General features: G+C 45.7%; 12 protein-coding genes and 1 riboswitch. Of the genes, 11 read left to right on the top strand and 1 reads right to left on the bottom strand.

Annotation, left to right across the window (positions count from 1 at the left end; translation table 11 throughout):
• The 7 genes from EAI83_RS02715 to EAI83_RS02685 all read left to right on the top strand — a co-directional run bounded on the left by EAI83_RS02715 (position 1) and on the right by EAI83_RS02685 (position 7,560).
• Positions 1-414, top strand: coding sequence for a hypothetical protein (locus EAI83_RS02715; protein ID WP_015525969.1), 414 nt, complete (start codon positions 1-3; stop codon positions 412-414).
• 1 nt (position 415) lies between these two features.
• Positions 416-1,264, top strand: coding sequence for a DUF5685 family protein (locus EAI83_RS02710; RefSeq protein ID WP_015525968.1), 849 nt, complete (start codon positions 416-418; stop codon positions 1,262-1,264).
• Positions 1,258-1,905, top strand: coding sequence for a J domain-containing protein (locus EAI83_RS02705; protein ID WP_129974571.1), 648 nt, complete (start codon positions 1,258-1,260; stop codon positions 1,903-1,905). The genes EAI83_RS02710 and EAI83_RS02705 overlap by 7 nt, the downstream gene beginning before the upstream one ends.
• A 193-nt stretch (positions 1,906-2,098) precedes the next feature.
• Positions 2,099-3,085, top strand: a complete 987-nt coding sequence (locus tag EAI83_RS02700) for a diaminopimelate dehydrogenase (RefSeq protein WP_015525965.1) — start codon at positions 2,099-2,101, stop codon at positions 3,083-3,085.
• A gap of 284 nt (positions 3,086-3,369) precedes the next feature.
• On the top strand, positions 3,370-4,860 hold the full coding sequence (locus tag EAI83_RS02695; RefSeq protein ID WP_243113436.1) for an N-acetylmuramoyl-L-alanine amidase family protein: 1,491 nt from the start codon (positions 3,370-3,372) through the stop codon (positions 4,858-4,860).
• A 283-nt stretch (positions 4,861-5,143) separates the two neighbouring features.
• Positions 5,144-6,604, top strand: coding sequence for a C40 family peptidase (locus EAI83_RS02690; RefSeq protein WP_110104064.1), 1,461 nt, complete (start codon positions 5,144-5,146; stop codon positions 6,602-6,604).
• A gap of 231 nt (positions 6,605-6,835) precedes the next feature.
• Positions 6,836-7,005: riboswitch (cobalamin riboswitch) on the top strand.
• Between the two features lie 267 nt (positions 7,006-7,272).
• Positions 7,273-7,560, top strand: a complete 288-nt coding sequence (locus EAI83_RS02685; RefSeq protein WP_173723397.1) for a cysteine-rich small domain-containing protein — start codon at positions 7,273-7,275, stop codon at positions 7,558-7,560.
• Positions 7,561-7,667: 107 nt separating this feature from the next.
• Here EAI83_RS02685 and EAI83_RS02680 read toward each other — a convergent pair whose 3' ends face one another.
• Positions 7,668-8,384 (bottom strand): phosphatase, encoded by a 717-nt coding sequence (locus EAI83_RS02680; protein WP_118368609.1) that lies wholly within the window; start codon positions 8,382-8,384, stop codon positions 7,668-7,670.
• A 353-nt stretch (positions 8,385-8,737) separates the two neighbouring features.
• Between EAI83_RS02680 and EAI83_RS02675 the strand changes: the two genes are divergently transcribed.
• From EAI83_RS02675 to EAI83_RS02660, 4 genes are all read left to right on the top strand, one after another.
• Entirely contained in the window at positions 8,738-11,263 is a 2,526-nt protein-coding gene (locus tag EAI83_RS02675) for a glycyl radical protein (protein WP_092070145.1), read from the top strand.
• Between the two features lie 11 nt (positions 11,264-11,274).
• Positions 11,275-12,066, top strand: a complete 792-nt coding sequence (locus EAI83_RS02670) for a glycyl-radical enzyme activating protein (RefSeq protein WP_021651548.1) — start codon at positions 11,275-11,277, stop codon at positions 12,064-12,066.
• A gap of 186 nt (positions 12,067-12,252) precedes the next feature.
• Positions 12,253-13,134, top strand: a complete 882-nt coding sequence (locus EAI83_RS02665; protein WP_015525956.1) for a class II aldolase/adducin family protein — start codon at positions 12,253-12,255, stop codon at positions 13,132-13,134.
• A gap of 32 nt (positions 13,135-13,166) precedes the next feature.
• The gene (locus tag EAI83_RS02660) at positions 13,167-14,555 is read left to right on the top strand and encodes an aldehyde dehydrogenase family protein (RefSeq protein ID WP_118070747.1); all 1,389 of its coding nucleotides are present in this window, start codon (positions 13,167-13,169) and stop codon (positions 14,553-14,555) included.
• The last annotated feature ends 4 nt before the right edge of the window (positions 14,556-14,559 follow it).

Raw genomic sequence — 14,559 nt, 5'->3', positions numbered from 1 at the left:
ATGAGAGACAAATTTAATAAATTTATGCAGGGACGTTATGGAGTGGATGATCTTTCCAGGTTCACCATGGGAGTCGCACTGGTTCTGATCATTCTGGCAATGTTTGCCAATATATTCAGCAGAACTGTCGGCAGCACCCTTGACATTCTCGGGGTCGCAGCGATCGTATATGCATATATACGTATTTTTTCCAGAAATATCCAGCAGCGTTATGCCGAAAATCAGAAATTCCTTCAGATGACGTCAAAGTTCCGTTTTCGCTTTAATAAAGAAAAGGATCTGATGAAGCAGAGAAAGACCCATCACATCTACAGCTGTCCGGGCTGCGGACAGAAGATACGTATTCCAAAGGGAAAGGGCAAGATCGAGATCGAATGTCCGAAATGCCACACAAAATTCGTAAAAAGGAGCTGACATGTTCGGATATGTGACCGTTAATAAACCGGAAATAAAATTCAAGGATTTTGATGTGTACCGTTCTTTTTACTGCGGTCTTTGCAGAGAATTGCGGGAGAGATACGGGATACCGGGACAGATCTCACTGACTTATGATATGACATTTGTGGTCCTTCTTTTAAGCGCTCTTTATGAACCGCCAACGAAGAAGGGAACCTCCAGGTGTGTGGTCCATCCGCTGAAGCCCCAGCCGGTGCGCAAAAATACAGTAACTGAGTACTGTGCGGATATGAATGTGATCCTTACCTATTACAAATGTATGGATGACTGGCAGGATGAACACAAACCACTGCGCTATGCATATGCAGGAATTCTGAAGAATTGCGGAAATATGCATATGTCCGCTTATCCGGAGAAGATCCAAAGGATCCGAAACGCACTAGAGGAGCTTTCTTCCCTGGAAAAACAGGGGGAAACCGATGTGGACCGTGTAGCCGGATGTTCCGGACGTATCATGGAAGAGATTCTGGCCTTCCGTAAGGATGTCTGGGAATCGTCCCTGCGCCGTCTGGGATTTTATCTCGGAAAATTTATCTACATCCTGGATGCTTATGACGATGTGGAAAAAGATGCAGAAAACGGAAATTACAATCCTTTCCTTGAAAAATATAAGATAGAAGGGTTCGAGGAAGAGGTACGTCGGCTTCTTATGATGATGCTTGCAGAATGCTGCAGAGAATTTGAAAAGCTGCCGATCCTCCGATACGGAGATATCCTTCGAAATATTTTATATTCCGGCGTCTGGTGCCGCTTTGCGGCGATCGGACAGAAGCGCAGGGAAGAACGGGAGAAAGAGAAAAAATGTTAGATCCATACAGCGTGCTGGGAGTTCCCAGAAACGCATCTGATGATGAAATAAAAAAGGCATACCGGAAGCTGAGCCGAAAGTATCACCCGGATGCCAATATCAATAATCCGAATAAGGATCAGGCCGAAGAAAAATTCAAAGAAGTGCAGCAGGCTTACGAGCAGATCATGAAAGAGCGTGAGTACGGAAGTAGTTCCCAGAATGGCTATGGCGGCTACGGAAATTACGGTGGTTTTGGAAATTACGGAAATGCCGGTTCCAGTGCCTATCAGGATGAGGAAAGTATGCGCAGAAGGGCGGCCTCCAATTATGTGCAGAGCGGTCATTTTCAGGAAGCTATGAATGTACTGGATTCTCTTGGTCAGAAAAATGGGGAATGGTATTACCTGGCTGCTATGGCAAATATGGGAATGGGAAATAATGTAACAGCTCTGGATCAGATCCGTGAAGCAGTCCGTCAGGAACCGGATAATATGCAGTACCGTATGCTGCTCCAGAGAATGGAAGGCGGTGGCGGCTGGTATCAGCAGCGGCAGGATCCCTTTGGGGGAATGCCGACTGCAGAAGGGGATATGTGTGATGCCTGCTGCAGGACCATGGCCTGTTTCATGTGCTGGCCGGGCGGCTTTTTCTGCTGCTGATGCAGGAACAAAGCGGTCATCGATATCCCGGAATTGAGAATCGGAATATCCTGAGGCAGAATATCCATATGTTTGTAAGGCGGATCCTGCAGATCCGTTTTGCGATATAGATCGCAGAGGGATTTTTCTGACAGAAATTCACAATGCTGTCCGGAAAATGTCATACTGCAGAGAAAAAGAGGAGGAAATCGTTATGAGTATAAGAATTGGTATTTTAGGTTACGGAAACCTGGGACGCGGCGTGGAGTGCGCCATCAAGCATAATCCGGATACAGAGCTGGTTGCAGTATTTACCAGACGTGATCCAGAGACTGTAAAGATCCTTACAGAGACCGCAAAGGTTTATTCTGTAAAAGATGCGGAGAAGCTGAAGGATGAGATCGATGTCCTGATCATCTGTGGAGGAAGTGCTACAGATCTTCCTGTTCAGACACCGGAGTATGTAAAATATTTCAATGTTGTGGACAGCTTTGATACACATAAGAAAATCCCGGAGCATTTTGCAAATGTTGACAAGGCAGCAGCAGAGAGTGGACATGTAGGAATCATTTCCGTAGGCTGGGATCCAGGAATGTTTTCTCTGAACCGTATGTATGCAAATGCGATCCTTACAAATGGAAACGACTACACATTTTGGGGCAAGGGTGTCAGCCAGGGACATTCTGATGCAGTCCGCCGCATCAAAGGCGTAAAGGATGCAAAGCAGTACACCATTCCGGTAGAAGCTGCACTTGAGGCAGTAAGAAACGGAGAAAATCCGGAGCTTACCACACGCCAGAAACATACAAGAGAGTGCTTCGTAGTTGCTGAGGAAGGTGCTGATCTTGCACGCATCGAGGAAGAGATCAAGACCATGCCGAACTACTTTGACGAGTATGATACAACGGTACATTTCATTTCCCAGGAAGAGCTGGACCGTGACCACAGCGGTATCCCGCACGGCGGTTTTGTGATCCGCAGCGGAAAAACAGGCTGGAACAATGAGAACAGCCATGTGATCGAGTACAGCCTGAAGTTGGATTCCAATCCTGAGTTTACATCTTCTGTGATCGTTGCCTATGCAAGAGCTGCATACCGCATGAACCAGGAAGGACAGAAGGGCTGCAAGACTGTATTTGATGTTGCACCTGCATATTTAAGTGCCCTTGACGGAGCAGAGCTTCGCAAAAAATTCCTGTAAGGATCTGTAACAGATCTGTAACAGACAGGAGCAAAACTGCATAAAAGATCATATCCCCGGAGCATCAGTGAATATTTCTGATGTTTCGGGGCTTTTTTCTGCATAAAATCAACATTGGTAATACCTGGATGATGATTTTTCTGAAAGAAAAGGAAAGAGTTGACGGACCGTAAAGAATGTTATATAATATGGACGTAAAATTGTAACAAAATTGTAACGTTTACGATCAGTCGGACTTAAGAAATAGTAAATATCAATGATCTATCTATCAAAGGAAGGTATGTATGCGAAAATTAAGCAGAAAATGGAAACTCTGGGGACTTTTTTTTGTTCTGATGTTCTTTGCAGCCGGAGCAACTGTACATACAACGGCAACAGATGTACAGGCTGCGACCAAAAACGGCTTTAAAACAGAAAAAGGAAAGTCCTATTATTATCAGAATGGACAGAAGGTAAAAGGCTGGCTTACACTGAACGGGAAGAAATATTTTTTTAATAAATCCACAGGCGTGCAGATGAAGCGTTGGGCTAAGGATTCCAAGGGCAAACGATATTTTTATAATGTCAACGGTGCCAAGGGCTATATGGCAACAGGCTGGCTTACAGACAGTAAGAACAATACCCGCTATTTTAATCCCACCAGCGGATATATGACAACGAAATGGGCCACGATCAGCAATAAGAAATATTATTTCTACAGCGGCAGTGGTGCTGCAGCCAGAAGCGTATTCCTTACAGACAAGCAGAATGTGACCAGATATTTTACCAGCAAATGCTTTATGGCAAAGGGCTGGGCAACGAATAAGAAACAGCAGAAGCGTTATTTTGATCCAAACACGGGAGCTATGTATAAGGGCTTCAAGAAGATCGGCAGCGATACCTATTATTTTTACAGCAAGAGCGGCGTGATGGCTACCGGTTGGGTCACAAATTCCAAAAAAGGATATAAATATTATTTCGATCCGTCAACCGGTGTCATGGCTACGGGAACGAAGACGATCGATGGCAAGAAGTATACATTTGGCAGCAATGGTGTCCTGGATACCAACCCAAGCACTACTACAGCTACAAGCTCCAGGACCATCAAGAATTTCCTTGCTAATGCACTGCTTCCGGTAGGAAAGACTCTTTACGTATGGGGCGGCGGCCACAACTGGTCAGATGCGACCAGAAAGGGCATCAGTCCAAAATGGAAACAGTGGTATGACAGCAATTCCAGCTCCTATAATTACAGATATTATATGGATCTCAGTGAAGCTACAGAACAGAAGGGCCTTGACTGCTCCGGCTTTGTAGGATGGTCTGTATATCAGATCATGCAGAGCAGATCCGGTGGACCTATGTACACGGATGTTTCCGGAAATCTTGGATCTTTGTATTCCGGCAAGGGAATGGGTACCGTTGTTTCCCAGTCTCAGCTGGCAAGCTCAAACTGGAAGCTTTATCCGGGAGATATCGGATACAACAGCGGACATACTTGGATCGTTCTCGGACAGTGTTCCGATAAGAGTGTTGTGATCCTCCACTGTACACCGAATGCCGGCGTACAGATTTCCGGAACACCGACACCAAGCGGAACTTACGGAAGCCAGGCGATCAAACTGGCAGAAACTTATATGTCTAGGTATCCTGGAGCCAGCAAATATGACTATCATGAATCCAGTGGTAACTATATCCGAAACGGTGCTTACTTCAGATGGAACAGAAGCACTCTTTCCGATCCCAACGGATATCTGAATAAGACAGCCAATCAGATCCTTGCAGATCTGTTCTGATCAGGATGTGCTGAAAGAAATTTGTATGTAACAAATAGAAATAAGAAACGTGAGAGGAGAACCTGAGATAACCCGGGTTCTCCTTTTTTAATGTCAAAATCATTAATAAATGTTACAAAGTTTTAAACTAATTAATAGAAAATCCTTGCAATCCAAATAACACTGTGTTAATATATAAAAAGATTGAAACAAGATATTGCAAAAGTATTACAAAGAAAACCAACGAAGCGGATGGTCAGATCCGCTGTATTAAATTAGAATCAGATTGCGAGGGTGAACAGTCATGAAGAAAAGGATATTATGTCTGACACTGGCGCTCATCATCAGCGGAGCACAGGTAGTCAGCGTAAGCGCAACAAGAGAAGATGAGGCAGCACTTCAGCAGGAGATGGATGCGACCAACGAACAGCTGAATGCGACTTATTCCAGATTGGATGAGCTTTCCTCACAGAAGTCACAGATTGAAGGCGAGATTTCAACTCTTGATGCCAATCTTGTAAACGTGATGGTTTCGATCCAGACACTGGAGGGAGATATCTCCAATAAGGAAGCCGACATTGCATCTACACAGACCAACCTTGAGAAGGCCAAAAATGCCAAGCAGAAACAGTATGAGGCAATGAAGAAACGTATCCAGTATCTCTATGAGAAGGGTGGAGACGATGCATGGTTCCAGATGATGCTGAATGCAGAGAACCTGTCTGACCTTCTTACAAGAGCAGAGTACACACAGAAGACTTATGAGCAGGACCGTAAGAGTCTTGAAAAATATTCCAATACGATCCAGCAGGTGGCAAACCTGGAGGCACAGTACACACAGGAGAAGGCAGAGCTGGAGGGAATGAAGCAGGAATATGAGGCAGAGTCCCAGAACCTGCAGGCACAGCTGGATGAGAAGCGTGCCACATCCGCAGATTATGATAATGAGATCGCCTACGCACAGCAGCAGGCTACAGATTATGCCAACCTTCTTGCAGAGCAGACTGCAGAGCTTCAGAGATTAGAGGCTGAGCGTATTGCAGCAGAGGAAGAGGCAAGACGTCAGGCCGAGGCTGAAGCAGCAGCGAGAGCACAGGCTGAGGCAGAAGAGGAAGCAAGACGCCAGGCAGAGCAGGAAGCACAGCAGGATGAGGCGGACGAGAGCGAAGACGGACAGTACGATGAGGACGGCGACGTGATCGAGAATGCAGATGAGGATACTGCAGAAGATGACACCGAGGATGTGGATGAAGATGCAGACAATGGTGAGAATGATGATGCGTCCGAGGATACTGAGAATACAGAGGATAATGCAGACGCAGATTACGATAACAGCACAGACGCATCTGAAGAAAGTGCAGAGGACACATCTAATGCAGAGGATACATCTTCAGACAGTGACAGTTCTTCTTACAGCAGTGGTTCCGGATCTTCTGTTGTGAATTATGCTACACAGTTTGTGGGAAATCCTTACGTATGGGGCGGAACAAGCCTTACCAATGGTGCAGACTGCTCCGGATTTGTACAGAGTGTCTATGCGAACTTCGGAGTCAGCCTTCCGAGAACCTCCTATGAGCAGCAGAATGCAGGTACAGAAGTATCCTACGCAGATGCACAGCCGGGAGATCTGATCTGCTATGGCGGACACGTGGCTATTTACATGGGTAATGGCCAGATCGTTCATGCATCGAACTCTCAGGATGGGATCAAGATCAGCAATGATGCTACATACAGAACAATTGTATCTGTAAGACGTCTTGTATAATAAGAACGTACAATAGAAAATAAAAATACAGCAGCCCGACAGCAGTTTGTCGGGCTGTTTTTGACGTCGGAAAAAATATTGAAAACCCATGGAACGGAGTGAACAGCAATAAAATATGCTCAAAAATGTATAAATATTGAAAACAGTATTGACATATAATTAACAGGATGTTATTATAATGTCAGTATAATTCCATATTGAACATAGCAAGTGCTGAGGATAGCTGACAGTTATATATTGATTATCAGAAGTCCACAGAAAAGGGAATCAGGTGTGAAACCTGAGCGATCCGGTCACTGTAACGGAGGAGCGAATCTCATAGTCCATTGTACGTATGTATGAGAAGGAGAGAGGAGCCATGATCCCGGAGCCAGGAAACCTGCTTGTTATGGCGAGGTTAAACTTCCGTGTAAAGTGTAACAACCATTTCAGGGACTCCGCACCCCTGGGACGTTGTCTACTTTTTTACGAGAGTAGGCATTTTTTTATGGAATGCGCCTGTTCATATGAATTATACATGATTAAATGGCAGGCGATACTACTCCGGATACATTCGTTCCCTCCGCGCACTCATGAACGGATTATATTTCTACCCCGGGGTGGCATCGCTACCTCTTTTTTATAGGAAAAAGTTATGTGTGGTTATGTCAGGAGAGGAGAAAAGAGCCATGGAGAAACCATACTGGGAAGGCAAAGAATACTCTTACTTCAGCCACAAAAATTGTGAGTATTTTCCGTGCCATAAAGGAGCAGATCCGGAGAACTTCAATTGTCTGTTCTGCTATTGTCCTTTATATGCACTGGGAGATAAATGTGGTGGTAATTTCCGCTTTACGGAAAGCGGGATTAAAGACTGCACCGAGTGCAAGCTTCCTCACAGAAGAGAAAATTTTGGATATGTTACAGGTAAATATAGCGAGCTTGCGGAAATTGTACGGAAGCAGCGGGAAAAATAAAAAACAGGCCAGTTCAGATACAGGAAAATGTATATTCCTGTGTTTGAACTGGCCTGTTTTGTTTGGAGTGGACAATATCTGTTATCTGTCGGAAAAGATACAGAAGATCATTCTCTGGTTTGGAGAAAAACCCTGAGTCTGGGAATCTGGTTGTTGAGGATCAGCTGTTCCGGAAACATGGCCTGATGAACAAACTCAGCAGCACAGGTAAAATCTCCGATATGCTCCGGGCCATGGCTGTCACTGGAAAGAAGCAGCGGCAGATCATATTTGCGGCAGCATCGAAGGATCTCGAAACAGTTTTCTCTTGTGTCGCCACGATAGCCATAAGGTGCAAGAGAAGCTTCGTTGATCTCAAAGATCGTGCCGGTTTCTCTGGCAGCCCTTGCAAGCGCATCATAATTAACCGGGTAATGAGTGTTATCACTATGTCCGAGGATCTTTACACAGGGGTTTTTCATTACATTGATAAAAGCTTCTGTGTTTTCGGCTCTGGTACCGCAGCGGTAATTCCAGGCATGCATGCTGGCAATGGCGTAATCAAGTTTACATAATAATTCCTGATCTAAATCTACCGTTCCGTTGCGGTCAAGGATATTCAGTTCAATTCCGTAGAGTAATTCTACACCGAAATGTTTTTTGGGAGAATAGGTAAGGCTGCGGAAATAGGAGGAAGTTCCGGCTGCCAGAGTGCCGGGACCGTGATCAGTGATCCCGAGAAGCCGGAGACCTTTCTCGGCAGCTGCGCGTGCCATGTTTGTGATGGTACATTCCGTGCCGTGACCACTGGCGATGGAGTGGGTATGCATATCAGAAAGATACATAAAAATACACCTCTTTTACTGTTTGAGAACATGTGACAGAGCGGAATACGAATGTCCGCTTTGCATAAATTTTTCTGAAAAACAAAGGAATTCCTATATAAATTCAAGTATGGCAGAGCAGAAAAACAAAGTCAATAGAGAAAAACATAAAAATACAAAAAACAAATAAAATCAACAGGGCACAACCGATAAAACCCACAAAAACAGCTAGAAACACATGTTGGATTTCGTTGACATCGCAGTAGGGGTAAGGTATAATAAAACTACATGAGCACATAGCCGGACAGGAGCGGTTCTGGAAGCGTAGAGGCAGACAGATCACCAGAAACAACCGGTTATGAGAAAGGAGAATCATGGAGAAATTTCATATAGCAGATGTTCCGAAAACAGACAGGATCACACATCTTGTAGATAATCTTTATGCAAAGATGCCGGTGATCGAATCTGCCAGAGCAAAACTGATCACAGAGTCTTACAAAGCAACAGAAGACGAGCCGATCATCACCCGCAGAGCCAAGGCATTTGCCCACATCCTGCACAACATTCCGATCATCATCCGTGATGAGGAGCTGATCGTCGGAAGCAGCACTTTGGCGCCGAGAGGATGTCAGACGTTTCCGGAGTATTCTTTCCAGTGGCTGGAAGATGAGCTGGATACAGTGGCTACCAGAACAGCCGATCCATTTTATATTGCGGAGGAAACCAAGGCGGAGCTCCGTGAGGTACATAAATACTGGAAAGGCAAGACTACCAGTGAGCTTGCAACCTCCTATATGGCACCGGAAGCGATTCTTGCCATTGACCACAATATTTTTACACCCGGAAACTATTTCTACAATGGTGTAGGACACGTAACCGTTAAATATGAAGAAGTTCTGGCGATCGGCTATGAAGGGATCATTGCCAAAGCTCAGAAGGAACTGGATGAGTGTAATGTAGGAGATGGTGATTACGCAAAGAAATCCCGTTTCCTGGAAGCAGTTATCATGAGCTGTCAGGCAGTTATCGACTATGCACATCGCTATGCCGAGCTCGCAGAGCAGATGGCATATCAGTGTCAGGATCCGACCAGAAAACAGGAACTCCTTCAGATCGCATCCAATTGTACACGCGTACCGGCGAAGGGCGCCCGTAACTTCTATGAGGCGTGCCAGTCCTTCTGGTTTGTACAGCAGCTGATCCAGATGGAAAGCAGCGGACATTCTATTTCTCCGGGACGTTTTGACCAGTATATGTATCCGTATTACAAGAGTGATATGGAAGCAGGCAATCTTACCAGAGAATTTGCCCAGGAACTGATGGACTGCATATGGGTAAAATTAAACGACCTGAATAAATGCCGTGATGCTGCATCTGCAGAAGGCTTTGCAGGCTACAGCCTTTTCCAGAACCTGATCGCAGGTGGTCAGAACAAGGATGGCGAGGATGTGACCAATGATCTCTCCTTTATGTGCATCCAGGCGTCTATGCATGTGCACCTTCCGGCACCGTCTCTTTCTGTAAGAGTATGGAACGGATCACCACATGAATTCCTGATCAAGGCTGCAGAGCTTACAAGAACAGGAATCGGACTTCCGGCTTATTACAATGATGAGGTTATCATTCCTGCACTGCAGAACCGCGGCCTTTCTCTTGCAGATGCCAGAGAATATAACATCATCGGCTGTGTAGAACCGCAGAAGGCAGGTAAGACAGAGGGCTGGCATGACGCTGCATTCTTTAACATGTGCCGTCCGCTGGAGATGGTTTTCTCTAATGGTATGGACAAAGGGGTACAGATCAGTGTCCAGACCGGCGATGTTACAGAGATGAAGAGCTTCGATGAGTTCTATGATGCATATAAGAAACAGATGGAATATTTCATTTCCCTGCTTGTAAATGCTGATAATGCCATTGATGTGGCACATGCGGAGAGATGTCCGCTTCCATTCCTTTCCTGTATGGTGGATGACTGCCTGAAACGAGGCAAATCCGTTCAGGAAGGCGGAGCTGTTTATAACTTTACAGGTCCTCAGGGATTTGGTATTGCAAACATGGCAGATTCTCTGTATGCGATCCGCAAACTTGTATATGAAGAAAAGAAGATGACCATGGAAGAGCTGAAGGAGGCTCTGGCATGGAACTACGGCAAGGGTATCGATGCACAGTCTGCAGCAGATATCACCACCATTGTTATGCAGAAGCTTCAGGAGAATGGCATCCGCGTAAATGAGCAGACCGCAACAGCTGTTATGACAGCAGCTCTCGGAACAGAGCCATCTCCGGAGAAGAAAGCAAGATTCGAAGAGATCCACAAGATGATCGAGGAGGTTCCGAAGTTTGGAAACGATATCCCGGATGTGGATTATTTTGCAAGAGATGTGGCTTATACTTACACCAAGCCGCTTCAGAAATATATGAACCCGAGAGGCGGACATTATCAGGCAGGACTTTATCCTGTATCTGCAAACGTTCCTCTTGGCGGACAGACCGGTGCAACACCGGATGGCCGTTACGCACATACTCCGGTAGCAGATGGTGTTTCCCCGTCAGCCGGCAAGGATGTGAAGGGACCGACAGCTGCGGCAACTTCTGTATCCCGCCTGGATCATTTTATCGTATCCAACGGAACGCTGTTCAATCAGAAATTCCATCCGTCAGCACTTGCAGGAAGAGAAGGACTGGAGAAATTCGTAGCACTGATCCGCGGATACTTTGATCAGAAGGGTATGCATATGCAGTTTAACGTTGTTGACAGAGAAACACTTCTGGATGCACAGAAGCATCCGGAGAAGTACAAACATCTGGTTGTACGTGTTGCAGGCTACAGCGCATTGTTCACTACACTTTCCAGATCTCTGCAGGACGATATCATCAGACGTACTGAGCAGGGCTTCTAAAGGAGTAACGAATGGACTATTTGGATACAAAGGGCAGGATCTTTGATATTCAGAAATATTCAGTACACGATGGACCGGGTATCCGTACCATCGTGTTCCTGAAGGGCTGCGTTCTTCGCTGCCGCTGGTGCTGTAATCCGGAATCACAGGAATACCGGATTCAGAACATGAAGGTTCTGGGAGAAGATAAAGTGATCGGCCGCGACGTGACAGTTCGTGAGATGATCGAAGAGGTGGAAAAAGACCGTGCCTATTATTATCGTTCCGGAGGCGGGATCACCCTTTCTGGAGGGGAATGTATGTGTCAGGCGGACTTTTCCAGAGATCTTCTTCGCGCGGCAAAGGAGAGAGGAATCAACACAGCGGTAGAAAGTATGGCCTGTGCCCCATGGGAAAAGATTGAACAGGTACTTCCCTATCTGGATGTATATCTGATGGATATCAAGCATATGGATCAGGAAAAACATAAAGAATTTACAGGACGGGCCAACGGACTGATGCTGGAGAATGCAAGAAGGGTTGCGCTCTACGGAAAAACCAGACTGGTGATCCGCGTTCCGGTGATCCCCACATTTAATGATTCTGTGGAAGAGATCCAGGCGATCGCAAGATTTGCAGCATCCCTTCCGGGCGTAAACAAGATCCATCTTCTTCCGTACCACAGACTGGGGCAGGATAAATATGAAGGACTTGGCAGACCCTATTTAATGGAAGGAATCCTTCCGCCTACAGCAGAACATATGCAGATGTTAAAGAATGCAGTGCATGCGGTATGCAGCCTGGACTGCCAGATCGGCGGCTGAGAGATACAGGATTACAGAAAAAAGATCCTTTACAAACAGAAAATATAAAAAACAATAAAAACAACACAAAATACAACAAGAAACCAACATAAAACAACGGATTGTCCTTGACTTATTTTGTGGTATGGGGTAAAATGTTCTCAGAAACAAAATAGTGCAATCCAATGCTCAAGGAGGAAATTAAGCATGGTAAACGAGTTTGAAATCAAAAAACAGCTTTGTGACATCGGTAAGAGAATCTACAACCGTAACATGGTTGCAGCTAACGACGGAAACTTTTCTGTTAAGATAGCTGAGAATGAATATCTTTGCACACCAACTGGTGTATCCAAAGGATTCATGACACCAGAGTTCATCTGTAAAGTAGATGGCAAGGGTAATGTGATCCAGGCTAACCCGGGATTCAAACCATCATCTGAGATCAAGATGCATATGAGAGTATATGAGAAGAGACCGGACGTAGGATCTGTTGTACATGCTCATCCAATCTATGCTACATCTTTCGCGATCGCAGGTATCCCGCTTACACAGCCAATTATGCCTGAGGCAGTTATCGCTCTTGGATGTGTTCCGATCGCTGAGTACGGCACACCTTCCACAATGGAGATTCCGGACAACCTTGAGAAATACCTTCCATACTTCGATGCAGTACTTCTTGAGAACCACGGAGCACTTACATGGAGCACAGACCTTAACGCTGCATATATGAAGATGGAGTCTGTAGAGTTCTATGCACAGCTTCTGTATCAGACCAAGCTCCTTGGCGGACCGAAGGAATTCGACAAAGAGAACATCGAGAAGCTCTATGCGATCCGTCGTAAATTCGGTATGCCTGGAAAACATCCGGCAAGCCTCTGCCTGAACAAAGACGGCAAGAACTGCCACAACTGCGGCGGTGCATGCCACAGCGAGGACTACAAACAGTTCCCAGGATATCAGTATGATTTCGTTGGAAAAGACTGTGATTGTGATAAAGATGCAGCTCCTGCAGCAGATACAGCAAAGAATGACGCAGAGCTTGTTGCTCAGATCACAAAACAGGTTATGGCTCAGCTTGGCCTGAAATAATTTTTTGACGGAATATTAAGGAGGACAATCTCATGCCAATAAGTGAGAATATGGTACAGGAAATTGTACAGGAAGTTATGGCAAAGATGCAGATTGCAGATGCTCCGGCCGGAAAACATGGCGTTTTCAAGGATATGAATGATGCTATCGAGGCAGCCAAAAAGGCTCAGCAGGTAGTTAAGACAATGTCTATGGACCAGAGAGAGAAGATCATCACCTGCATCCGCAAGAAGATCAAAGAGAATGCGGAAGTACTGGCACGTATGGGTGTTGAGGAAACTGGTATGGGTAATGTAGGAGATAAGATCCTCAAACATCACCTGGTAGCAGATAAGACTCCTGGTACCGAAGACATTACAACAACTGCATGGTCCGGAGACAGAGGACTGACTCTGATCGAGATGGGACCGTTTGGCGTGATCGGTGCGATCACACCATGTACAAACCCGAGTGAAACAGTTCTCTGTAACACAATGGGCATGCTGGCAGGTGGAAATACAGTCGTATTCAACCCGCATCCGGCAGCAGTTAAAACTTCTATTTACGCAATCAATCTTTTAAATGAGGCTTCCCTGGAATCAGGCGGCCCGGATAATATCGCTGTCACAGTTGAGAAACCAACTCTTGAGACCAGCAATATTATGATGAAACATAAAGATATCCATCTGATCGCAGCAACAGGCGGCCCTGGTGTTGTAACAGCAGTTCTTTCCTCCGGTAAGAGAGGAATCGGTGCAGGAGCAGGTAACCCGCCGGCACTGGTTGATGATACTGCTGATATCCGTAAGGCAGCAAGGGATATCGTAAACGGGTGTACATTCGATAATAACCTTCCATGTATCGCAGAGAAGGAAGTTGTTGCAGTATCTTCCGTAGTTGATGAGTTAATGCACTACATGCTTACAGAGAATGACTGCTACCTTGCATCCAAGGAAGAGCAGGACAAACTTGTTGAGACTGTACTTGCAGGCGGCAAGCTGAACCGTAAATGTGTAGGACGTGATGCGAAGACCCTTCTTTCCATGATCGGAGTTCAGGCACCGGCCAATACCCGCTGCATCATCTTCGAGGGACCGAAGGAACATCCGCTTATTACAACAGAGCTTATGATGCCAATCCTCGGAATCGTAAGAGCAAAGGATTTCGACGATGCTGTAGAGCAGGCTGTATGGCTTGAGCATGGCAACCGTCATTCCGCACATATTCATTCCAAGAATATCGATAACATTACAAAATATGCGAAAGCAATCGATACCGCGATCCTTGTAAAGAACGGCCCGTCCTATTCCGCACTTGGATTCGGAGGAGAAGGTTTCTGTACATTTACCATCGCAAGCCGTACAGGTGAGGGACTTACAAGCGCAAGCACATTCACAAAGAGAAGACGCTGCGTAATGACAGACAGCCTTTGCATTCGTTGATCAG

This window comes from Blautia sp. aa_0143 (genome assembly GCF_004167315.1).
Classification (GTDB): domain Bacteria; phylum Bacillota; class Clostridia; order Lachnospirales; family Lachnospiraceae; genus Blautia_A; species Blautia_A fusiformis.
The sequence above is the reverse complement of the archived record's forward strand: the minus strand, read 5'-3'. Positions and strand labels throughout refer to the sequence as shown.